Origin of the sequence: Loigolactobacillus coryniformis subsp. coryniformis KCTC 3167 = DSM 20001 (assembly GCF_002706425.1) — a bacterium.
In the GTDB taxonomy this organism is placed as follows: domain Bacteria; phylum Bacillota; class Bacilli; order Lactobacillales; family Lactobacillaceae; genus Loigolactobacillus; species Loigolactobacillus coryniformis.
The window spans coordinates 2267532-2289795 of record NZ_CP017713.1; the positions used below are offsets into that span (position 1 = coordinate 2267532).

At 38.7% G+C, this 22264-nt stretch carries 22 protein-coding genes; 3 read left to right on the forward strand and 19 right to left on the reverse strand.

What is annotated here, in order from left to right; all coding sequences use genetic code 11:
* Nucleotides 1–8: 8 nt before the first annotated feature.
* The 6 genes from LC20001_RS11200 to LC20001_RS11225 form a co-directional block, all read right to left on the reverse strand.
* Nucleotides 9–1151 carry a DNA polymerase gene (locus LC20001_RS11200; RefSeq protein WP_010008927.1) on the reverse strand — a complete coding sequence of 381 codons (1143 nt, stop codon included), beginning with the start codon at nucleotides 1149–1151 and terminating at the stop codon, nucleotides 9–11.
* A gap of 247 nt (nucleotides 1152–1398) precedes the next feature.
* Nucleotides 1399–2244 carry a hypothetical protein gene (locus LC20001_RS11205; RefSeq protein WP_010008925.1) on the reverse strand — a complete coding sequence of 282 codons (846 nt, stop codon included), beginning with the start codon at nucleotides 2242–2244 and terminating at the stop codon, nucleotides 1399–1401.
* A gap of 78 nt (nucleotides 2245–2322) precedes the next feature.
* Complete coding sequence (locus LC20001_RS11210) at nucleotides 2323–2853, reverse strand: DUF1643 domain-containing protein (RefSeq protein ID WP_010008924.1); 531 nt, start codon at nucleotides 2851–2853, stop codon at nucleotides 2323–2325.
* Nucleotides 2854–2948: 95 nt separating this feature from the next.
* Nucleotides 2949–3311, reverse strand: a complete 363-nt coding sequence (locus LC20001_RS11215; RefSeq protein WP_010008923.1) for a hypothetical protein — start codon at nucleotides 3309–3311, stop codon at nucleotides 2949–2951.
* Nucleotides 3301–3777, reverse strand: a complete 477-nt coding sequence (locus tag LC20001_RS11220) for a JAB domain-containing protein (protein ID WP_010008922.1) — start codon at nucleotides 3775–3777, stop codon at nucleotides 3301–3303. Before LC20001_RS11220 ends, LC20001_RS11215 begins: the two co-directional genes overlap by 11 nt.
* A gap of 101 nt (nucleotides 3778–3878) precedes the next feature.
* A complete protein-coding gene (locus LC20001_RS11225; RefSeq protein ID WP_010008920.1) occupies nucleotides 3879–4160 on the reverse strand; it encodes a hypothetical protein in 282 nt (93 codons plus the stop codon).
* 325 nt (nucleotides 4161–4485) lie between these two features.
* Here LC20001_RS11225 and LC20001_RS11230 point away from each other — a divergent pair, with 325 nt between their 5' ends.
* Nucleotides 4486–7296 (forward strand): DNA methyltransferase, encoded by a 2811-nt coding sequence (locus tag LC20001_RS11230; protein ID WP_010008919.1) that lies wholly within the window; start codon nucleotides 4486–4488, stop codon nucleotides 7294–7296.
* Nucleotides 7297–7741: 445 nt separating this feature from the next.
* Here LC20001_RS11230 and LC20001_RS11235 read toward each other — a convergent pair whose 3' ends face one another.
* On the reverse strand, nucleotides 7742–8431 hold the full coding sequence (locus LC20001_RS11235) for a 2,3-diphosphoglycerate-dependent phosphoglycerate mutase (protein ID WP_010008918.1): 690 nt from the start codon (nucleotides 8429–8431) through the stop codon (nucleotides 7742–7744).
* 166 nt (nucleotides 8432–8597) lie between these two features.
* On the opposite strand from LC20001_RS11235, the gene LC20001_RS11240 reads away from it, so the two are divergent.
* Nucleotides 8598–8789 (forward strand): hypothetical protein, encoded by a 192-nt coding sequence (locus tag LC20001_RS11240; RefSeq protein ID WP_029507575.1) that lies wholly within the window; start codon nucleotides 8598–8600, stop codon nucleotides 8787–8789.
* Here the strand turns inward: LC20001_RS11240 and LC20001_RS11245 are convergent.
* From LC20001_RS11245 to LC20001_RS11300, 12 genes are all read right to left on the reverse strand, one after another.
* On the reverse strand, nucleotides 8755–9975 hold the full coding sequence (locus tag LC20001_RS11245; RefSeq protein ID WP_010008916.1) for a MalY/PatB family protein: 1221 nt from the start codon (nucleotides 9973–9975) through the stop codon (nucleotides 8755–8757). The genes LC20001_RS11240 and LC20001_RS11245 overlap by 35 nt on opposite strands.
* Nucleotides 9976–10454: 479 nt before the next feature.
* A complete protein-coding gene (locus LC20001_RS11250; RefSeq protein ID WP_003677794.1) occupies nucleotides 10455–11495 on the reverse strand; it encodes an AI-2E family transporter in 1041 nt (346 codons plus the stop codon).
* Between the two features lie 124 nt (nucleotides 11496–11619).
* Nucleotides 11620–12282 (reverse strand): type 1 glutamine amidotransferase, encoded by a 663-nt coding sequence (locus LC20001_RS11255; RefSeq protein WP_010008914.1) that lies wholly within the window; start codon nucleotides 12280–12282, stop codon nucleotides 11620–11622.
* Nucleotides 12283–12346: 64 nt separating this feature from the next.
* Nucleotides 12347–12814, reverse strand: coding sequence for a CinA family protein (locus LC20001_RS11260; RefSeq protein WP_010008913.1), 468 nt, complete (start codon nucleotides 12812–12814; stop codon nucleotides 12347–12349).
* A gap of 407 nt (nucleotides 12815–13221) precedes the next feature.
* Nucleotides 13222–13551: a hypothetical protein gene (locus LC20001_RS11265; RefSeq protein WP_010008912.1), complete on the reverse strand. Its 330-nt coding sequence runs from the start codon at nucleotides 13549–13551 to the stop codon at nucleotides 13222–13224.
* A 62-nt stretch (nucleotides 13552–13613) separates the two neighbouring features.
* Entirely contained in the window at nucleotides 13614–14735 is a 1122-nt protein-coding gene (locus tag LC20001_RS11270; protein WP_010008911.1) for an aminotransferase class I/II-fold pyridoxal phosphate-dependent enzyme, read from the reverse strand.
* A 26-nt stretch (nucleotides 14736–14761) separates the two neighbouring features.
* Nucleotides 14762–15577, reverse strand: coding sequence for a MetQ/NlpA family ABC transporter substrate-binding protein (locus LC20001_RS11275; protein ID WP_003677785.1), 816 nt, complete (start codon nucleotides 15575–15577; stop codon nucleotides 14762–14764).
* A gap of 430 nt (nucleotides 15578–16007) precedes the next feature.
* Nucleotides 16008–16298 carry a hypothetical protein gene (locus tag LC20001_RS11280; RefSeq protein WP_010008908.1) on the reverse strand — a complete coding sequence of 97 codons (291 nt, stop codon included), beginning with the start codon at nucleotides 16296–16298 and terminating at the stop codon, nucleotides 16008–16010.
* Between the two features lie 33 nt (nucleotides 16299–16331).
* Entirely contained in the window at nucleotides 16332–17177 is an 846-nt protein-coding gene (locus LC20001_RS11285) for a PTS system mannose/fructose/sorbose family transporter subunit IID (protein WP_010008907.1), read from the reverse strand.
* Nucleotides 17178–17179: 2 nt separating this feature from the next.
* Nucleotides 17180–18031, reverse strand: coding sequence for a PTS mannose/fructose/sorbose/N-acetylgalactosamine transporter subunit IIC (locus tag LC20001_RS11290; RefSeq protein ID WP_029507942.1), 852 nt, complete (start codon nucleotides 18029–18031; stop codon nucleotides 17180–17182).
* A 31-nt stretch (nucleotides 18032–18062) separates the two neighbouring features.
* Nucleotides 18063–18557, reverse strand: a complete 495-nt coding sequence (locus LC20001_RS11295; protein WP_010008904.1) for a PTS sugar transporter subunit IIB — start codon at nucleotides 18555–18557, stop codon at nucleotides 18063–18065.
* A 13-nt stretch (nucleotides 18558–18570) separates the two neighbouring features.
* On the reverse strand, nucleotides 18571–19005 hold the full coding sequence (locus LC20001_RS11300; protein ID WP_010008903.1) for a PTS sugar transporter subunit IIA: 435 nt from the start codon (nucleotides 19003–19005) through the stop codon (nucleotides 18571–18573).
* Nucleotides 19006–19592: 587 nt separating this feature from the next.
* Here LC20001_RS11300 and LC20001_RS11305 point away from each other — a divergent pair.
* Nucleotides 19593–22118: a PRD domain-containing protein gene (locus LC20001_RS11305; RefSeq protein ID WP_010008902.1), complete on the forward strand. Its 2526-nt coding sequence runs from the start codon at nucleotides 19593–19595 to the stop codon at nucleotides 22116–22118.
* Nucleotides 22119–22264: the final 146 nt, after the last annotated feature.

Consider the following 22264-nt stretch of genomic DNA (forward strand, 5'->3'; position numbering starts at 1 on the left):
ATTCGCTCCTAAACTTTTTCAATTGATAATAATTTTTCGTGCTCATAGGGAACCCTGAACTCCAAACAATCAAATGATTGTATTAGTAGATACTCCATAGATTCTCTTACTCGTTCGAACACTTGATTACCAGTTATAAATACCGCGTCATGCTGGGCTTCAATAACATCTAGGCCCTGTTCATCCAGCATGAGTATGAATTGCTTAAGCAACTTAGCCATGGCACTTTGAACTGGAATAACACGCCGCTGCGTAGTACTTAATCCGAGTCCAACTAAGTCAGTCCTTTTACCGGCAAGCCATAACTTTTGATCACGCGCCACAAAATCTAAGAAGTGCATGGTCGTATCATAATGGCACCGAAGCCATTCAAATAAACGCTGTGCAGCATCAACATCTAATGAAAAATCAGTTTTTGCTAGCGTGTGAGTTAAAGATTGTTGCTGTTGTCCATAGATGATCCCTATAATTGCACGCTTAGCCACATTCCGTTGAACGTTATTAACTTGCCCTGTCTGGTATAACACCTGTGCCCCATCAGCATATAAATCGCCTCCGGATTCGAAAACATTTATTAATGCTGGATCAGCGGACATTCCAGCCAATAGCCGTATTTCAGCTTCTTGCACATCAACTTTGATTAGTTCCCCACCTGATGAGGAACCAAGATAAGGTAAAATCATCTTTGGTATAGCCATAGTGTTCGGATGTGCCGCACTCATTCGCCCCGATATCGATGACCAAATACGATGTTCGCCATAAAGCAGAACACGATTTAGGCTATCATGTGGATAACGACTTAGTGTTTGAACACCCCACTGTCTACGCAATCTAGATAGTTGCTGGTAACGAGCCAATTTTGCATTGGCTTCGTCAATCAGTTCAGTTGGTAAAGTTGAAATCACACGCGGCACTAAATTTGAGTTATCATCAATCAAGTTAGTAGAAACAGCTAATAGCTCAGCTAATGCTGCCTTTGCGTCAATAATTTTTTGATCCAGTTGCTCTAGCCCGTTCCCCATAAAACGGGCTAAATCAAGCTGTAACGGCCTAGTATCAAGTTTAGAAACCATCGGAAGAAAGTCCTCAGTTGATTGCCAAACCCATGTTGGTACGGCTGACTTCTGGTCTAGAAATAAGTTGGGAAACAACACTTGCCACCTCCTTTACTTAGTTTTGAAAGAACAGTTGTTGAAATGTCAAAACCTAAAACTCTTATCGCAGCACTTACAAGATGCTTCGGCGAATCCTTTTTTAAGTTGGCCTTTCAATAGCTAAAAGTATAAAATTTTCTTTGCTGTAATTTTAAGCTAATTTTTAGCCCGCCTTTTTTCTCACTTAAAATTAGGTCCAAGAAAAAAAGCACGTTCATTGTCGAATGAATGTGCTTTAAATAAATTAAATTTTTTTCAACAGTTTAAAAACTGCCCCAAACGTTTCATAGCTTCCATTCTCCTGTTCGGCGTACATTTGTTGCTTAAGTTTACACCAATACTCATCAAGAATAGTAGCCGACAGCCTCGGGTATAAACTTTCCGAAAATACTTTCTGAACAAAAGTAACACTGAAGCCTGTAATATTACGTGCAATTTTCTCTATTTGCTCGTGCTCGATCTCTTGATAATCTATCTCCATGATCAACCCATTATTAGAAAAGGTACGTTCATGCAACTCATTAGCGTACCTTTCAGCAATCGCTGCTACTAACTTCCTGTGTTGCTGTAAGTCCTCGGTTTCTCTTATGTAAGTAAACTTAATTCCTTCATCCAGATTTTGCCACTCAATCGAATCGCTAGGATCATTACTTGATTCAGAGCGTCCATCGTGTAAGGGCATTGTGGTTGTATGCTGGTTATGTGAGAAAATTGATTCTGAATGGTCGCTTACATATTTAATTTTTGGTTTCAATTTTTTGTTGGAATAATCGTCAGTATGTTGTAGCGCGTAGTGTAACCTAAATGCTATCCATAACGCAACAAAGCAATCTTTGCTTAATATGGGAGTTGGATTTGCCTTCTTGGCCGAAATATTTGAAAAATCTATTTTGCAATCCTTAGCGAGCCACTTCTGTCTAAATGTCTTGGACTGCCAAAGAAAATTCATTGAATCTTTACACCAACTGCTCGCTTTCCGCGCATCACGTTTATCAAATACAGTTATTGTAGGCTCAGGATCACGTGTACGCTTTTGAATACAATAAGAACCATAAGCCAAATCTCTAAAAGTTAATCTATCATCTACCATTAATAATCACCTCACCATTGTAATATAAGCAATCAAACCAAAAAAAGAAAGTATTCTTTTGCTTTCTTTTTTACACAATTAACTATCCATACCTGAAAGTGTCCAACCCTCTCGTTGCAATGCCAACGGATGCATTTGCTGACCGCGCTCACCCGAAATTAATTGCTTGATTTCATAGTCGTTTTTTTCATCTTGCAGCCTTAATAATAACGCTTCCAGCCTAGTTGTAGCAACCTTAGATTTTTTGATCAGTGAACCAACCGCAATCACCACCATGCTGCAATCCTGTGCCACTTTAACCAATTCGTCTATACTATCATCAGCAAAGGCCTCTGCCAATAGTCGGTCACTTGGATGTCCAACTTGGCGTGTAAAAAGATTACCAATAACTACACCGCCAGCACCAAGTGACACTGTGTTGTTTTGTATTAGCATTGAAGTTAGATCTAATTGCTGCAAGTTAGTATTGGCCGGATAATTACCGATGACTAACCATATAGGCTTATCTGAGTCCCAAATACGCTTGGTCCAATAAATATCATCTTTAACTTTTTTCATTGATAATTCAATTTTCATATTAGTTATTGTTGTATCAGATTTTCTCGGCATGATCGTAATTCCTCCTACGTTATAGTTAATCGTCGTTTTTCGTTAACTCCTTAGCTACTTCGGCAACCACTGCCGTTGCTGCTGCAATCGCCACTTTAATCAATACGTCCATCCGCATTGCCACCTTTCTGTAAATCATTCCAGTACACTAACTGACTATTCTTGACCCACCCAACTAGGTAAGCCTGCTCTAAGGTATCACTAAGAATGGCATAACCAAGGTAATCATTTCCTTGGTCTTCCGTTGAAAATAGGTAAAAACTTAGCGTGTCAGTCGTTTCCATTGTTCCAAAATCATGTGGTACGAGTACGCCACTCAATGAATCCAAGTCAAGTTCACTGCGATCAAGTTGCATGGCTTCAATCGCAAAATCATTAGGTCGTAAATGCAAGTCATACCGACTTTGCACAATAGATAGTAAATATTCTAAGTAAGCGATACCACTTTTAATTCTCAATGTAAGCACCTCCAAATATATCTGGATCTGATTCTCTAAAAGAATAATACGAATCATGTCCAATGACGACGTGATCGACAACCTTAACGTCAACTAAGGATGCGGCTTTGATCAATCGTTTAGTAAAAGCCTTATCTGCAGCCGAAGGAGAACAGTCACCACTTGGATGGTTATGCACCAATATAATTTTCGTACTGGCTGACATCAAGACCACGCGCAGAATCTCGGCAACAGAAGCAATGGTCCGTCCTGCATCCCCAATCGAGACGGGGTGCAACATCACCGGTTGATTTCTAATGTTCATCCCTACAACCACTAGCACTTCTCGGTCTAGGTCGGCTACCCAATTTACTAGTTCTTCATGAACGCTATTTGGTGAACTCAGGACACTACTATGCAGTTTAGATTCAGGCTCAGTGAGCTGATAATGAACTAATTTAACACCTACAAAATCGATACTTTCCATTGATATCCCAACTTTCTTTGACAAAAATGACCACAATGACTAAATTAGCCATTGTGGTCAAAAATCAACTTGTTGTTTAGATAATAAGCATTGCCTGTTTGCTATAAGAAACATCGCCTTTCAATGGTTAAGCCGTTATGCCTGTACTGGTACATGATTGGCTGCTCATCATCCGCGTTTTCCCAGACTACTGCTTGCCAATGATTATCCTTTGATCGATAAGATAAACGATGACGCAAAATCACCACGACACCTTTATGCCGTAGACTGATTGGAACTTCTTCCTGTACTAATAAACTGGTTTCCTCAACTAATCTTGGCCGGCAAATTTCAACGCCATAATTCATTTCTAACCAATCCGTAAAAAACTCCGAACGAAACACAATATATCCCTCCTACTAATAGTAATTAACTTGATCAATAGAATAATATATATCTAAAAACCCAGTTGAAATCACAAAAAAAGGCTAAGCAGTCTTATTACTAAATGATTTTCAAACAAATTTATTTTTTGGGGGGCAATGGGGCTGGTAGGGTATATAAAATCAAGCACTTAATTTGTGATTTATACCCGATGATATTTAATTTCATTTTATAGATAGGTCTGGTCATTAAGTTGTTTATATTGAAATTTTTTGTACCATACCCCATTCATAGGACAATCATGTTAAACTTATAAGTAAAATACATGTAGTGGAGGATTATCATATGGCAAGCAAAAAAGAGTTACAACGTGCATTATTATTTGTTAAATCATGGTTGCCAAAAATCAAAACTGGCCATGTAACTGAACGTCAGCATGATCGCGAATTTATGGCAGATTTATATGAAGTTTTTGGTATTTCAAAAGCTAATTATCGTGCTGGCTTCGAATACCGTGTACATATTGATGGCGGTACAAAAAGAATTGATTCATTATTGCCAACAGTTTTGCTAATTGAGATGGAGTCACAAAATGTACCCTTGGTTAATAATCCCAAAGCTGGGGATTCCCAAGCTGCGCGTTATGCTTATGCTTTAGCTGATGATGTTAAACCAAAATTTATTCTTTCTTGCGATTTCAATCACTTTTATATTCGTGAGCCAGCCACTGATTCAGTTTGGGAAACTGACTTAGCCCATTTCGTTGAAAATATTGATATTTTTGGCTTCTTATCAGGATATGAGCAAGAAGTCCAGCAGAAACAAGTTCAAGTAAATAAGGCTGCGGCAGAGAATATTTCTAAAGTTTATCGCAGTGTTCTAGATAGTGGCGTTCAACCTAATGCTGCCAGTCTACTAATGACGCGTATTGTATTCGCACTCTTTGCCGATGATACTGAAATTTTTTCACATAATGGCGTCTTTCAGAGATTTTTACAATCAACACGTGAAGATGGTAGTGATTTATTAGTTAGGTTAATCGATTTATTTAATACACTTAATACGCCTGACAATCTTTGGATCGGATCTGAACGTAAATTCCGCTATATTAATGGTGGTTTATTTGCACTTGATATTGCAAAGTACACTAGTCAATTGGGCCTAACTTTTAGTGCTGATGTCCGAAAAGCTTTAATTGAAGCATCCGAAATGGATTGGTCAAGTATTAGTCCAATTATTTTTGGTTCGATGTTTGAAGGTGCATTAGACCCACAAAAACGACATGACTTGGGTGCGCACTTCACTAGTGAAACCAACATATTAAAAGTCATTGACGGCTTATTTATGGACGATCTAAACGATGAGTTCTTGCAGGCCAAGAACAAAACTACTGCTGGCGGCGCTCGCACCAAAGCACTAAAGGATCTACACGAAGAAATTGCTAGCCTAACCTTCTTAGATCCAGCATGCGGCTCTGGTAACTTTTTAATCGTGGCTTATCGAGAATTAAGACGACTTGAACATGAGATTCTTGAGGAATTACTAAAAGATGAAGCTAAAAACGGTATTCAAATGTCACTTACCTTTATCCAAGATAATATTAAGGTTGAGGTTGACCAATTTTATGGCATTGAATTACAAGGTTACGCAGTTAGTATTGCTCGCGTCGGAATGTGGTTAATGGATCATCTAATGAATTTAGAAGCTAGTAATCTATTCGGTTCATTATATCTTCGCATTCCATTGCACAGTGGTGCCAATATTGTTCAGGCTGATGCTCTGCAGGTTGACTGGATAGATGTGTTTAAACAAGAACCATATAAATTATTACATGTACAGGAATTAGACTATATTTTAGGTAATCCACCATTTATTGGTAAAAAAGAAATGAACCCGTATCAAAAGCTTGAATTAATTAAAGCCTCACATAACTTAAAAGGTGCTTCAACAATAGATTTTGTTAGTGGTTGGTTCTTCAAGGCCAAATTTATTATTGAAAGAAACCCTAGTATTAATTGTGCCTTTGTTGCTACCAATTCAATTACTCAGGGACAACAAGCACCAATAGTTATGTGTAATTTGTTGAATAATGGTATTAGAATTAATTTTGCGCATAGAACTTTTTCTTGGGACAACAATGGTGCGCACGTACACGTTGTCATTATTGGCTTTTCTTCTGTCAAATCTACTAAAAAGAATAAGCCATTCCTATTTACTTATAAAAGTCCAAATGATTCCATACCAATTAGAACTAACGTCAATCATATTAATGAATACCTAATAAATGCCCCGACACTTACACTTAAAGCATCAAATACTCAATTGGGAGGTATGCCAGAAATCAAATACGGTAGTATGTTGATTGACAAAGGTCATTTTATTTTAAAAGATTCAGAAGCACAATCCTTAGTGAAAAATCATCCTAGTACGAAACCCTATATTAAAAAAATTATTGGTTCTAAAGAATTAATTTCTGGAATACCTAAGTATGTATTATATTTAAAAAACGCCCCATTTGATATTCTAAAAATACCATTTATAACAGATCGTATTAAAAAGGTTAAGTCATTTAGACTTTCTTCTAGAAGAATACCAACAAAAAAATTAGCTGATACTCCAACATTATTTGGTGAAGATAGAGTTTCAGAAAATAGTATTATTGCCATAGCTAAAGTTTCCTCATATCAACGAGATTATGTTCCAGCGGCATTTGTCGAAAAAGACATTTTAGCAAACGGATCACTCTTACAAATAACTAAACCCAATTTACATACATTTGCTATTATTGAAAGTAGAATGCATACTCTTTGGCTAAGAACCGTTGGTGGACGAATGAAAAGTGACTACCAGTACTCAAACACCTTGGTTTATAATACATTTATGTTACCCTCACTAAGTAATGAGCAAAAAAAAATATTAGCAAATTATGGTAAAAGAATTCTCGATATTCGTAAAATCAATCTCCATCTATCACCAAATGCTACGTTAGCTGATTTGTACAACCCGATATTTATGCCTGCAGATTTACGAAAAATTCATGAAACTAATGATCGTTTTATTGACTCAGTATATGGATTAAAACAACCAACTGATGAAGATAGGATTGCTGTTTTAATACAAATGTATAAAAACAGAATAGCTAAAATCAATAAGTAAATTACCCTAATCATCGATCAGGTATAACACTATTGATTTATTGTCATAATTTGATAGCGTTACCCCCCTAATCAATGAATAATTCACTGACACAATGACAATAATATTAATAATTTTCTGTCAGATATTGTGAAAAGTTCAAAATTAGAATTCATCTATCAACTGAATTAGTAATTAGTACCAACAGTGTCATTTTCATCGTAAACTATCTAACGTTAGCTAAAAACCACGTATCATGGGCGCATAAGGACGTAAGGACGTAGATAAACAATACCTTTTCTTATCCAAAATTATCTACAAAAAAATCACCAACATTCACCTACCAATTTTCCAAAATCCTATCTAATAGGGCCCAAAGAGCGTCCAATTAGCGCCCGTATTGACTAAAAAGCCATAAAAAATAGGCATTCCCCAACAAAGGAGAATGCCTATTTAATAGTAGTTATTAGTTTAATTTCTTTTTGCTAACAACGTTTAACTTAGCGTCCAAGTCGTAAACAACTGGTTCGCCAGTCGCCATTTCAACGTCCATGATGTCAGCATCAGAGATGTTTTCAATGTACTTAGTCAAAGCGCGTAGTGAGTTACCGTGAGCGGCGATAATGACGTTTTTGCCGTCTAATAATTTAGGTGCAATTTCGTCTTCCCAGAATGGAATAACACGTTCCAAAGTAACTTTCAAGTTTTCGCCGCCTGGAATGGCACGAGGATCTAAGTCAGCATAACGACGATCTTGTGCTGCTGAGCCTTCAGCGTCAGCATCCAATAATGGTGGCAAAACATCGTATGAACGACGCCAGATATGAACCTGTTCGTCGCCCCATTTTTTAGCTGCTTCAGCCTTGTTTTGGCCTTGCAATGCGCCGTAATGACGTTCGTTTAAGCGCCATGTTTTCATTTCTGGGATCCATAATTGACCTGCACCTTCCAATGCGTAATGCAAAGTCTTGATGGCACGTGTCAATACTGAAGTGTAAGCTTGATCAAATTCGATGCCTTCTTTTTTCAACAAAGCACCAGCGTTTTGGGCTTGGCGTACGCCTTCTTCGCTTAAATCAACATCAACCCAACCAGTAAATTGGTTAGATAGGTTCCATTCACTTTGACCGTGACGGATAAAAACTAATTTAGCCATATGGTGACTACCTCACTTTTAATTTATTTCTTTTTCATTGTACACTGGATAAGGTAAAAAATCTAATCTGTTAGCGCTTTTTTCATAACTATTTTCAAAATCACTTTAATTCATAGCAGTTATTCCGTAAACTTAATGGTAATACTTATAAAGGGAGTTTATTATTTTGCGTAAAATTAGCTACTTGATTTGGAGCTTATCGCTACTTTATTTTATCGTCTATGCCATGAGTCATGCGTTACGCGGTGCCGTAAACCAAAATGCCAGCCTCGCCATTTTACACGGCGGGCTGGGCATTATTTTTCTTGGTGGTATCTTCGGTTTTATTCTGCTGCGCTTATGGCGCGTGTTTCATTAATTTTAGCTAGGCTGTTGATAATATTAGCGACAGCTGCGTGAACGTATTTCGGTTCTGTCGCCAAGTTCAAGCGGACAAAGCCAGCATCATTTTTACTGAACCACTGGCCAAAATCAACCGCTAAATGACACTCGTCTTGAATAAATTCCTTAGTTAGATCAGCCGGCACAACGGCCCGTAGATCCAACCAAGCCAGATAAGTACCTTCCAGATCGGCCACTTTGATAGCGGGAACTTTAGCTGCTAGTTCAGTGCGCAAGTACTCATAATTGCTACGAACCACATTTAATAACTGATCCAACCATTCGCCGCCGGCACGATAAGCTGCTTCAGCTGCAACCTGCCCGAGTACACTAACTTCGGTTTGGTTGATCTGCTTGTGAAACGTATCGTAACGCTGCCGTAACTCATCGCTGGGGATGATCACATGCGAGTTGAGCATTGCGGCTAAATTAAACGTTTTTGATGGTGCAGTGACCACGATTAAATTATTACGGTAGCGACCATGTGCTACATTTAAAGCTGAAACAAATGGCTTTTTGCCGATAATGATATCTTGGTGGATCTCATCAGAAATCACTAACACATGATGGCGTTGACAGATAGCCAATAATTGTTTCAGTTCAGCTTCCGTCCACACCCGTCCCACTGGATTATGCGGTGAACACTGGATCAATAATTTCACTTTATTCGCAACAATTTTGGCTTCAATATCCTTGAAATCAATTGTATAATGGCCGTCATCATTGACTAATTCAGATGTAACCAATTGCCGATGATTATCCAACACTGCATTGTGGAATGGGTAGTAAACCGGCGTTAAAATGAGAACAGCATCTTGCGGCTTTGTAAAAGTATTGACCAAGCCATAAATCGAGTTAACCACACCAGTATCAAAACGCAGCCAGTCTTTTTCCAATTTAATATTATGACGCTTTTCCTGCCAAGCAAAGTAAGCTTCGTAGTAAGAATCTGGAGTGTAAGAGTAGCCGTAAACACCGTGATTAACACGTTCAGTCAAAGCAGTTGTCACAGCTTCAGGAACCTTAAATTCCATATCAGCAACCCACATAGCAATCAAATCAGGATCTCCATAACGCTGATCCAAAGCATCCCACTTCAACGAGTTGGTGCCCGTCCGCTTAACCGCATATTTTTCAATAAATTCTGTTGTTGATAATTCCATGACAACGACCATCCTTTCAAGAAAGAGTGTTTCATAAGGCGCTCAACTTTTGCGCATTAACCTAGCTTGGCGAATAATTCACGCAGTGGATTATTTGACGATTTAGCTAAGCGGAAAAAGTTACCTGATGGAACACGTTTACGTTCAACTCATACAAGACAAATATCGTAACACAAAAAAGCTCCCGCCTGTACAAATTTGTACTAGGACGAGAGCTTTAACTTTCGTGTTACCACCTAAATTCGCTATTGCTTCACAGCAACAGCCTTAGCCACATCAATTAATGTGCTGCAAGTTATCGTTTGCAAACCCGGACGCGTAGCCATCATGACCCACGCCAGCTCGGAGCTCATCTTCATCTAACTTAATTTTACCTGTTCTCACTAAATTCAGGCTCGCTGAAAAATCAGTTAAACTACTCTTCTCGTCAACGCTATTCTATTGATTACTCACTATCATAGAACAAAGCCTAACTGAAGTCAATTCTTAGCTGATTTTAATTTTTCTTTTTCACTGCTGATCGATTTGACACCTAAAATATCAAGGAAGAACGTGAAAATTGGAATTCCCACGATCAGACCCCAAGTCCCAAACATTCGCTCACCGACTAGTAACACAACAAAAGTGTAGAAAATCGGCAGCTTCGTGCGGCTAGACATGAATTGCGGATTCAGCACGTAAGCTTCCAATGCGTGAATAACCACGATCAGGATCAGAATGTACGCCACATATTGAATGCCACCAACCGAATAACCGATCAGCGCTAGAGGAACACAAGAAATGATCACACCGGCCACTGGAATCATACTTAAGAGAAAAATCATGATTGCTAGACTAGGTAATTGTGGCATTTTCATAATACTCAGAAAAATTGTGGTGATCACTGTGTTGACCATGGCAATGAAAACTTGTGCTTCGATCACAACACCAAATGTGTTAACAAACTTCTGCGCGAAAAAGTAAATGTCTTGGAAGAACCAAGCATAATCACTGGTTAAAAATAAGCGGGAAAACTTAAACATGCGCTGACTTTCCACTGTGAAGAAAAAGCTGAGGATCAACGATAAGAAGAACGTAACTCCCATCGTACCAATACTAGTCAAGTAACCAAAGGCCACGGAGATGCCACCCTTAAATTGGTGCATCAGGTCTGACGTTTTAATGTAACTATTGAGCCATTTGAACACCTGATTGGTATTGTAATCAGGATTCTGATAGAACTTATACACTGAATCGATCATTTTCATGGTCTGTTCTGCGATCACCGGCAAATACTTGGTCACGGCTGAATACAACAGAAAAATCGTTAATGCATAAACGATGATCACGATTAACGGCGCCGGGATTTTGATCCAACGGCGCACGAATTTTACCAATTGCAACACCAAAAAGGTAAATATAAACGTTAACAGAATAATGCTCATCATTTTTTTGGCTAAAAATAACACAGCAATAATCGATAACAATACGACGATCCGCCGCAGTTCAACATTCGCCAAAAATTTTTTCCAAAGCGACACCTAACATCACATCCTCTACTTACTGCCAATTGTACAAGAAATAGCAGTGAGATGCGAACAGAAATCACAGGAAACTAAATCATTATCTGCACAAAAATAGTTTAAGCACGACATTTGCTTAAACTTAATTGATCAAATCTAACAATTGAAATAACACTTGCTGATTTTCTGCAGGAATCGGCTGCGCCAAAATCATTTGTGGTGTTTGTGCTAATTGGGAACCTTGCGTGTATTGACCATCATTGAGCACGATTTCGCGTACATTGCTTGCTAAAGTTTCCAAATGAAATTGTAGGCCGATCACATTTTGCTGATATCTGAAACCTTGCTCCGGCACCAAATCACTGGCAAATAAGCGCTGAGCCCCTACAGGTAAGCTAAACGTTTCCTGATGCCAGTGTAGGACAGTCATTTTTTCTGGTAATTGAGCTAATGCCTTATCTTGCAAATAAACTGGCGCCCAACCAACTTCTTTTACCGGGGCCATTGTGATCTGGCTACCGAAAACTTTGGCCAATTGCTGAGCACCGAAACATACGCCAAAAATCGGCACGTTACGTTGCAATAATTCCTTGATCAAACGTCGCTCGGCACTGATCCAAGGTAAGTCGTCGTTAACACTTTGCGGCCCACCTAAGATCACCAGCATTTCCGTCTCCGTAACCGTCGGCAAAATACCAAATTGATACGGATGATAGATATACAATTGATGTTGGTGTTGTTGCGCCCAAAGTGCGATTGCACCAGGTCCTTCATTAGGTGTGTGTTGTAAAACATTGATCCGCATATTGAGCCTCCAGCTAATTAATAACTTAACTTTACGCTGCCTCACGTTAGCTGGCAATATCGTTTTAATATTTTTGCAAGTATTGCACCAATAAATCAACCCCTGCTTGGCAGCTCTGCGCCATTACTGACTCAGGTTCACTGGGAAAATAGTATGTTTTGGCTAAGGTCGTTTCCGGGCTAGCTAAACCGATACAAACAGTCCCCACCATCACGCCCTCCAATTTATCAGGGCCAGCCACGCCGGTAAATGCTAACGCAAAATCAGTACCGGCAATTTTGCGCGCTTGTTGAGCCATGCTTTTGGCAACTTCAGGACTGACGACGCCATATTCTGCGATCAAAGCGGTCGGCACGCCGAGTAGCTTGGTTTTAGCCGTGGTGGCGTAGGTGATGAAACCGCCTGGATAAATTTGACTAGCTTGTGGTGTGGCGGCTAATTGGCTTTGAAAGGTCCCACTAGTTAAGCTCTCAGCGCTGGTCAATGTCAGTTCGCGTTTAGCTAAATATTTTGCCAATGTCGGTATATCCATATTGCATTCCTCCTTGAATCTAGCGTAACAAAGCCAGCAAGCTAACTAAAGGAATACGCCTGCATTTAATCCGCTGATTTCACTATCTAATTTTCGCCAATAATACCAAGCCAAGCAATTTAGCTGATAGCTATGACCGTCGCAATAACCCATTTCAATCGGTAAGCCGGCAAAAATTTGTTATTTTAGGGTACCTCTGAGCGATAACTTTTCCAACACAGTGGGGCAGTCACATGGCGTAAGGACAAAATGGAATTCATTTTTTAAAACATTGCCAACAGTTGCTCGCCTACTTTTAGTTTTCTTATTACTATAAAATAGCAAGCTTAAGTGAAAGTTAACTTTTTTGTGGTCGGGCACTTTTTCAGTAAATAAAAAACCGCGCCTGCAATAGACGCGGTTTTGCTTTAGCCATCATGGCGAAAAGCTAAAATAACCTGTTTTTCATCCGGCCGGATATCGACTTCAACAACGATCTGCTTGAGATCTTGTTGGAATAATTGATTGGAAATATCACTTAAATGTAGCTCATCCTTAATATCGGCCAATTCCATTTTATTCATTTCAAAATTTTGCGTCACGTACCGAGTACCATAAAAATAATCATAGTAGATCTGTGCTAAAGCCGGCAATGGTAAATGTAAAACCGGTAACCCCTTAGTTTTTAGTGTATAACCGCTAGTCATCACTGGTTCACCAGCGATCACAGCCGTTTGGAAAAAGTCAGCTAATTTCATAATATCGGAATCTCCATTTCTGTTATCTTCCTTATTGTACCGACTTTTAGCAGGAACGCCAACTAAATTTCACTAGCGGCAAAAGCTTGTTCCAAATCACGCTGCAGATCGACTGCACTTTCGATACCAACCGACAACCGCAACAAGTTCGGCGTGATACCTAGCGCACGGCGCTGTTCGATTGGCATGTCGTGATGCGTTTGTTCATCGGGCACGGTCAGCAAACTTTCCACGCCGCCAAGACTTTCAGCAAAGGAGATCACCTTGAGTTGCTGCAAAAACTCAGCCACCGAGTGCGTCGCCGCTAAATAAAAGCTGATCATCGCCCCTTGACCAGGATAAAGGACTTTAGCAACCGCTGCTGATTTTTCTAAAAACGACACTAAGGCTTGGGCATTAGCTTGTTGCTGGCGTAAGCGTAGCGGCATTGTCTTTAAACTCCGTAGTAGCAGCCAACAGCTAAAGGGATCTAACACTGCCCCAGTAGTGACTAAATTAAAGGTCAACTTTTCAGCGACGGCAGCGTCGTTTAACATCACTGCGCCGGCTAAAATATCGTTGTGCCCAGACATATATTTTGTCGCGCTGTGTACCACTACATCAGCGCCGAGCAATAGCGGCTGTTGCAGTAGCGGTGTATAGAAGGTATTGTCGACGATCAATTGTAAGCCATGCTCATGCGCTAACTTAGCTGTTTTAGCGATATCGATCGACTTCATGGTTGGATTTGACGGTGTTTCGAGCCAAATAGCTTTAGTGTTAGGCTGGATCAACGCGGCTAATTCAGCATAATCCTGACCATCCCACTGGCTAAACTCCACTTGGTAATTGGCAGTCAACTGATCAAAATAGCGGAAACTACCCCCATACAGATCATCAGAAGTAATAATATGCTCACCCGTTTTAAATTGGGAGAACACCAACTGGATCGCGGCCATACCAGAACTTAACGCATAGGCATGCTGAGCGTGTTCCATAGTCGCCAAAACCGATTCCAACAATTCACGCGTTGGTGTCTGTACCCGCGAATAATCATAGCCAGTCGATTGGCCTAAGCCTTGATGACGAAATGCCGTCGAAAAGTACAGCGGTGCGGCGATTGCCCCAGTTTGTTGGTCGTCACTGCGATTGCCAGCCTGCGCTAAAATGGTTTCAATTTGTTCCTGCCATGGTTCTTTACTCATCGTCAAATTCCTTCCTTACTACTATATTATTTCAATTCCTTGGGGACGAACCAATAATCATTGGTGTTGTGTTTCTTCAAATACTGCTTAAACGCCTTGGAGCGGTAAGCCTTTTTAACTGCCTTGACCCACGGCTGATTTTGCTTTTCTTTAGTAGTGACGGCAACCAGTTCGTATTGTTTGACCACATTTTCGTGGAGCAAGCTGGCACTAGGCTTTAATTTGGCACTGTAAGCAATGCTGCCGGGCACGACGCCGTAAGCTAAATCTCGCAGATTACGTGGAATCTGTGCTGAATCCATTTCCATAAATTTCAAATGGTGCGGGTTCTTGGCAATATCACTTTTGGTAGCTTGCAGCGGATCAACACCTTTGCGTAATTTGATCCAGCCGGCTTTTTCTAACAGCCGGTAAGCGCGTGCTGTATTAGCTGGATCATTAGGGATGCCAATTTTGTCGCCATTTTTAACGGCTTTTAGCGTTTTGCGTTCGCCGGGAAAAATCGCCGTTGGGACAGTTGGAATCGGTGTGAAAGCTACTAAATCAGCCTTTTTATTTTCGTTAAAATTATCCATGTACGCAGTATGCTGATCAACACTAAGATCCAATTGGCCTTGGCTCAACGCAATATCAGCCTGTAATAAATCAGAAAACGACGTATTTTTAACGGTGTAGCCTTCCTTTTCCAAAATCGGCTTGATGCCCTTCAGAAATAATTCGCTATATGGTCCCGGTGAACTACCTAAGCGAATCGTTTTATCGGCTGCGTGTGTTGGTACACTGACTAACAAAAAACTTAATCCTATAGCAACTGCCAAGCCTAATTTTTGCCACTTTTTCATTGGTCAAGCTCCTTTCGTTCGCAACAAAAAAGCCCCCTGCAGAGTTTGACTCCACAAAGGGCGAATTATCGCGGTACCACCTTTTTTTACGTTACTAAACGTTTCTCACAGTCCCAATAACGGCGGACGACCGTGCATGCAAACATGTCTCCAAGACCATTTACCGCCAACATTACACCTAGTTACAGCACCCTAGGCTCTCTGTAGTAATGCATCAACGACTCATCTCTTCAGCGACGATTGATATTGCTTTTCATTATAGAAAGCTGAAGATGAAAAGTCAATGAGAATTTTAATCTAGCGTACATGTCTATGATCAATGCTATTTCGTAATAGCGAATTTTAGTAAAGCCTTGCAAGTAACGTTTAGCGCTATACAAGTTACCAAAATTATTTACTCAGCTAATTATAATCAAACTACCTATTGATTTTATTGAAAATATTCAATTTTCTTATCAAAGTCATCAATAATTGCATGAATATTTTGCTGCCCTTTCCAACCTGCATAACCAAACACTAACATTCCTAGTGTTCCTATCACAAAGAGGGTAATACCTAATATACACAGCCATAAATTTTGACGGTAGAAAAAATAAGTTAGGACAATTCCAATTCCACTGATGATCGTCCAAAGCTGAAACCAATAACCTAAATTTCTAAGCATATGCTTTTGATAGGTAACTTCCTGTTCATATCCTTTTTTCATTTCTTGAATTGTCATTTCAATTTCCTTTCGCCTATCCCAAATTGCGTCTTAATATGAAAGACCAGGATTGAAAACACCAATCAAAACACCAATAAGTGATATTACTACCAAAATAAGCATCGTCCAGATAGCCGATACATGCTTCTTCGTCATTAACCACCAGCAAAATAGCGTTACAATAACTGTTAATATTCCCGGATAAATACTATCCAGTTTATTTTGAAGATTTAAAAAGACCTTACCATCAGTGCCACGTAATTTAAGCGAAGTTGTGACATTTACCCATGAAGCCAGAACACCACCAACAACCATACTACCAACAACACCAATTGCCCGACGGATAGCAGCTCCTTGTTTACCAACCAAGAAACTAACCGCCTGATCACCAAATCGATATCCTCGAAAATATAGAAAACGCTGACCAAAATAAGCAATTAATACCCAAGCAACAATATAAAATATAGCTCCAAGTGGAGAGCCACCAGACGACATTCCCAATGAAATTCCTAAGAGTATGGGAATGAGAGTTCCATCAATCAGAGAATCCCCAATTCCAGCAATTGGCCCCATAAGTCCTGCACGCATGTCATTAATAGTTTCACCATCAATTTCTTTACCATTAGCACGGGCTTGTTCCATACTAGCTGTAATTCCTACAATAACAGTCCCCAACATTGGATTAGTATTGAAAAACGCTGTATATGCTTTAATTGCTTTAACCTGATCTTCATGTTTAGGATACAATTTTTTCAAGATTGGTAACATTGAAGCCATATATCCAAAGGTCTGCATATGTTCTTGAGAGAAACATGTTAAAGCACCCCAAAACCACCTATGGAAAGATTTCGTCAGCGTCTTATGATCAAGCTGATTTGAATTATTAGTATTTTCCATGATCAAATATCCTCCTCATTATCATCAGTTGGTCCTTCAGATGTAAGTCCATCATGTGGTCCTGATTCCTTAGCCATTTCAACTTCATACATGATAACCGCAAACAGTAATGAAATAACTGTGACAGAAACTAAATTTAGATGTAACGAAGCCGCTAACGTAAAGCCTACAAGGAAGGGAATAAAATCAACTGCTTTTCCAATAATTTGACGAAGTAAAATTGCAATCCCAACGCATGGCAGCATACCGCCAACAGTGAATAAAGTCATCATGGCAACACCGTCCATAGGCAAAGCATTTCGTAAAGCAGTCACGGCTGTTGCCCCATAATAAGTAAACAACATTGTTGGTAAAAATGAAAATATTGCGTGAGAAATCCACGGCCAACCGAAGTTAACAGCAGTTAATTTATCAAGCTTTCCATTGTGAACATCTTTCCAACCAAATGATTGCCAAACTAGGTTCATAGTAGCAACAGCATAGTAAAGAACTGTCCCAACGGTTCCAACCAATGTTCCCACTGACTTGGCAAGATTAGCAGCGCTTCCTCCAAGAGGATTTAAACCTTGTGAAGAGATGGCAACCATTGCTAAAGGAATTCCGATATAAGAAATTGCACGTACATCAGCAGAAACTGTACCACCCGGTGTAACAAGCGCGATATATACTAATTGCATCGCAACACCACAAGCTATCCCTAATTGAATATTTCCAAGAATAAGACCACAGATAAGACCACCAACTAATGGACGGCCAATAGTATAGTTCCCAACCGCTTGACCAGCCATACATGAGTTAGAACATAAACAAGCGAATAAGCCTAAAATTGCAGCTTGAATCCAACTAATTGTCATTTTGATATCCCCTTTTTTACAAATCAGTTGTTTAGTAACCAAATTTTGACTTGAATTTGCTCCAACTGCCTATTCGTTGATCTGGTAGTAATGCAAATTCTACTTTATAGCCGCTATTTTCAATCTTTTCTAAGGCATCTCCTTCCTCCTGCGTAAATGACTGATTGTCACCTAACTTGATTGCATTTTCACGATCATTTCCAGGACCCACGACAACAGTTGTGATATTTCCTGGTTTAAAATGCATATCCACCAGGATTTTTTTCATATCTTGTGGATTTTTAGTAATCAAAAAATATTTAGTTTCAGAATTCAAAACTTTGTCCTTTACCTGTTCAAAATGCTCAAGCGTCCAAACAAATGTCTTTTTATCAGATGCCGCCTTGTATGCCTCTGATAAAATCTGATTATTGGCAGCTTTATCATTAACAGCAATAATACCATCACAAGGATATTCCTTACCCCAGCGAACTGTAATCAATCCATGAATCATTCGATCATCAATACGTACAAAAGAAATTGCCATTATTACATCCTCCTTAAATATCGTCATCAGATAATTCTGATGAAGTTGATGTATCAAAAAATCTAATTGCCCCAGTAGCATCTGATAGTATCTTTACTTTTAAATCAGTGCTTGTCATTACATCCTTAGACATCATTGCTGTCAGCGCCATTGGAAAATTCATACCACCAGTTATAAGGCTATCTCGCAATTTACCCTGTTTACTCAGAACGTTACAGACAGTTGTAAGCGGGCTACCGCCAATAATATCAGCTAAAATAATAAATTGTGCATCATCTGGCAGTTCCATTAGCATTGCTTCAAAACGAGTTCCTAGCGCTGCGGCAGACTCATCGGGTTGTAGCCCAAGCGCAATAACAGACTTAATCGCATCACCCGCAAACATTCCTAAAGTTTGTTTCAGTCCCCTTGAAAAGTCACCGTGACTGACGAGTAATAAGTATTTCATTTATTCTCTTCCCCCCTGTAAAAATTATGATTATATGTTTTCACAGAAAGCGTTAACACTTGCCCAGTGGAAAAACATTTCTTAAACATACTGTGGTTATCACCACAAATAAAACACACCCTTTCAATTAAATTTTTGTAAAACATTTCTTATGTTTGACTAGACCAAATTTAAGTTAACGTTTACAATGTTTATATTAAGCACATTCAACTAAAAAGTCATTTAAATATTGTGCTTAATTATCGCTAATAGTGCTTAAAAGTAGTATTAATTGTTCACGGCAAATATATTTCTCAAATTCTATCGAAAAGCTGCTATATCCAACAGACAACGGCTATTTGTTTTAGGACCTTTCTCTATAAAAAATATTGGATATATATTTTAGAAAAAATAATAAAATTATTCTATACCTTAGCTGTGACCATCACTACTAAGGTACTGTGCCTAGTCAATTAAATTATTTACAAAGTATTTCCTATGTTTATCTAGACCAAACAAGAGCTGTACTTATATTAAACGTATATAAGTTAAAATAATTTAAGTACGTGTGTTTAATTATCATCAATAGTGCTTAAGGAGTGATTTTGTTGAATGCTGTAGAAAAACTTTACACGGCAATTGCGCAGCAATTTCCTAATGAACGTATCACAACTAAACAAGCAGCTAATATCGTTGGCCTGACTCGCGGTGTAACGAGTAGTTACTTATCAAAATTAGAGAAACAAGGTAAACTGTTAAAAACTGGCAGTCGGCCTGTATATTGGCAGATCAAGCGTGAAAGCTCGGCTTTTGATAAATTAATAGGTTCCCATGGTAGTTTGAGCGCTGATGTTCAACACGCCATAGAGGCAATCGTTTATCCAGTTCATGGCTTGCCAATTTTCATTACTGGGCCGCACGGTACGGGCAAACTAGCATTTGCACAAGCTATCTATCATGAATCAATACGTCGCCAAATATTCACTAAAGAGGCTGTTTTTGAATCTATTGATTGTGCAAATTATAAAGATAGGTCAGACACATTAAAAAAAGAAATACAGATAACTACCCAACGTTTCACTGTTGGTAAGTCACTTAAGAATTGCTATTTATATATTAAAAATTTACAGGAATTAAGCTCGGCTGATCAACACTCTCTGCTCGTCCAGACCAATCAGCAGAAAGACGCTAATATTCGGTACATTTTTTCGACGGTTACTGAAAAAATTAATATCAATCATGAATATTTTAATAGTGCGGCCATGCAGATTAATTTGATTCCACTTGGCAATCGACCACTTAATGAACGAATCACATTTGTTGCAATGTTTTTGCAACAACAATCTAATCAAATCAGAAGAGAAATTCTTGTTTCTCCTAGTGAATTCATAAAGTTAGCTACACTCAATCACAGCGATAATATTAGAGGGCTTAACAACCGAATCCAATTATTATGCGCTGAAACATATGCTAAAACGCCTACAACTAACCAGTTAGTAATTAGTAAGTCTACTAAAAATTCAATCTCTATAATGCCCAATCAACACTTGTTGCAAACATGCATCACTACTTTAATCACTAGCGCACTACAACTTAGCCCGACTGTTGATAGCTTATTTAATAAACTTTCTGACTCACTCCTTTGTGGGGAAACCATAACTGAACAAAACTTTTTGGTGCTTAAGGTACTTAATCAAATAGATACTACTATCAGTAAATCGCTGTTAGAAGCATTTGCAAAAACGATCGAACAAGACTCAAATAAGTACATTACTCATCAATACGGCATTAACTTCCCAAAAGATAATACTTTTTGGCGTAATGTTGCTTTGGCATTTATATTTTCAAATCTTTGCAGCGATAATCTACCGATGTCTGAAACAACGCATAAACTTCAGGCTGCAATCAAAAATCGTTACCCAAGAAGTCATTATCTGTTCCAAAAATTCTTGACCAAGTTAACCCCACAATATGCACAAGACGCTTATTACTACCTGCCATTTTTTATACTCATGGCACAATGTGAGGATAAAATAGAATCCGTGCACTACAACGCAATTTTACTCGCCCATGGAGAGAACACAGCTTCCAGTATCCAACAGGTTGTCAATACATTAACTGGTAATTACTTTTTTGAAGCCTTCGACATGCCTATCGATATCTCTCTTGATAAAATCAATTCTTATGTGCAAAACTACTTAGTTAATCAAGATTCTTCCCCAAAAGGAAACATAATTCTATTTGATATGGGCTCTTTACGGCAAATGTTCAGGGAAATTAAAAAGATATCTAAGCAAGAACTATTAGTTGTTAACAACGTTACAACTGCAATGGCGCTTGATATTGGGCTGCGTATTCAACGTAACGAAGCATTTCAATCAATTGCTGAAGCCAGCCAAAAGTATAGTTTAACTACTGATGCGCAATACTACGAAGGGTTGTCAAACCAAAAAAATATTATCGTCGCCTGTATGTCGGGTGTCGGCCTTTCAGAAGAACTAAAAAAACTAATTGAATCGACACTATCACCATCACTAAAAGTGATTGCTCTTGATTATAAAAAACTGCACGCGTTACTAAAAAATCATGATCGCCAGTTTTTCTCAAATACCCAGTTAATCTTAACCACCACAGACGTTAACGGGGATATGGGAATTGATATTATGAATATTTACAATATCTTTGATAAGTCGACTTCAATAAGACTACAAACAGTCTTACTGAATGCTGGTGAAAATGAACGATCAAGTAATTTATTGATTGATCGCTTATTGAAGTTTTTATCAATCGAAGGCATTCGAGGGCGTTTACAGATTTTGAATCCGGATGTTGTTATCCAAGAGAGTCAAGCTATCGTTTCACACTACGAAGACTTCTACAATGTAAAATTTACTCCAAGATTAAAATTAAATTTATATATGCATTTATCACTAATGTTTGAACGAATGATTATGAATTCTAAAAAATCCAAAAGTGTTATCAAAAGAATTCCATTAACTGATCAAGAACAAGATTTCTTTTCACTTTCTAGTGGAATCTTCCAACCAGTCGAGCGAAAGTTTAATATCAAAGTTCAAGATTATGAAATCGAGTTACTTTATCAGCTCCTCAAGGATTTTATCTTTATTGATTAACAGAGCACTTATAAAATTATTTAATCCAGCCGAAAACTTAAAATAGTATTAATGCAAAATACTGCCTAATAATCAGGTTAGACTATTAGGCAGTATTTCATATATAGCTAAACCGTGAAAGTTCAAAACCCAGCTAAACCCTGATT

What these genes read in the sequence shown, in the direction of transcription:
- LC20001_RS11205 (WP_010008925.1), bottom strand. Translation starts at nt 2,244, where the DNA reads ATGGTAGATGATAGATTAACTTTTAGAGATTTGGCTTATGGTTCTTAT.
- LC20001_RS11210 (WP_010008924.1), bottom strand. Translation starts at nt 2,853, where the DNA reads ATGCCGAGAAAATCTGATACAACAATAACTAATATGAAAATTGAATTA.
- LC20001_RS11220 (WP_010008922.1), bottom strand. Translation starts at nt 3,777, where the DNA reads ATGGAAAGTATCGATTTTGTAGGTGTTAAATTAGTTCATTATCAGCTC.
- LC20001_RS11230 (WP_010008919.1), top strand. Translation starts at nt 4,486, where the DNA reads ATGGCAAGCAAAAAAGAGTTACAACGTGCATTATTATTTGTTAAATCA.
- LC20001_RS11235 (WP_010008918.1), bottom strand. Translation starts at nt 8,431, where the DNA reads ATGGCTAAATTAGTTTTTATCCGTCACGGTCAAAGTGAATGGAACCTA.
- LC20001_RS11245 (WP_010008916.1), bottom strand. Translation starts at nt 9,975, where the DNA reads ATGGAATTATCAACAACAGAATTTATTGAAAAATATGCGGTTAAGCGG.
- LC20001_RS11255 (WP_010008914.1), bottom strand. Translation starts at nt 12,282, where the DNA reads ATGCGGATCAATGTTTTACAACACACACCTAATGAAGGACCTGGTGCA.
- LC20001_RS11260 (WP_010008913.1), bottom strand. Translation starts at nt 12,814, where the DNA reads ATGGATATACCGACATTGGCAAAATATTTAGCTAAACGCGAACTGACA.
- LC20001_RS11265 (WP_010008912.1), bottom strand. Translation starts at nt 13,551, where the DNA reads ATGAAATTAGCTGACTTTTTCCAAACGGCTGTGATCGCTGGTGAACCA.
- LC20001_RS11270 (WP_010008911.1), bottom strand. Translation starts at nt 14,735, where the DNA reads ATGAGTAAAGAACCATGGCAGGAACAAATTGAAACCATTTTAGCGCAG.
- LC20001_RS11275 (WP_003677785.1), bottom strand. Translation starts at nt 15,577, where the DNA reads ATGAAAAAGTGGCAAAAATTAGGCTTGGCAGTTGCTATAGGATTAAGT.
- LC20001_RS11280 (WP_010008908.1), bottom strand. Translation starts at nt 16,298, where the DNA reads ATGACAATTCAAGAAATGAAAAAAGGATATGAACAGGAAGTTACCTAT.
- LC20001_RS11285 (WP_010008907.1), bottom strand. Translation starts at nt 17,177, where the DNA reads ATGGAAAATACTAATAATTCAAATCAGCTTGATCATAAGACGCTGACG.
- LC20001_RS11290 (WP_029507942.1), bottom strand. Translation starts at nt 18,031, where the DNA reads ATGACAATTAGTTGGATTCAAGCTGCAATTTTAGGCTTATTCGCTTGT.
- LC20001_RS11295 (WP_010008904.1), bottom strand. Translation starts at nt 18,557, where the DNA reads ATGGCAATTTCTTTTGTACGTATTGATGATCGAATGATTCATGGATTG.
- LC20001_RS11300 (WP_010008903.1), bottom strand. Translation starts at nt 19,005, where the DNA reads ATGAAATACTTATTACTCGTCAGTCACGGTGACTTTTCAAGGGGACTG.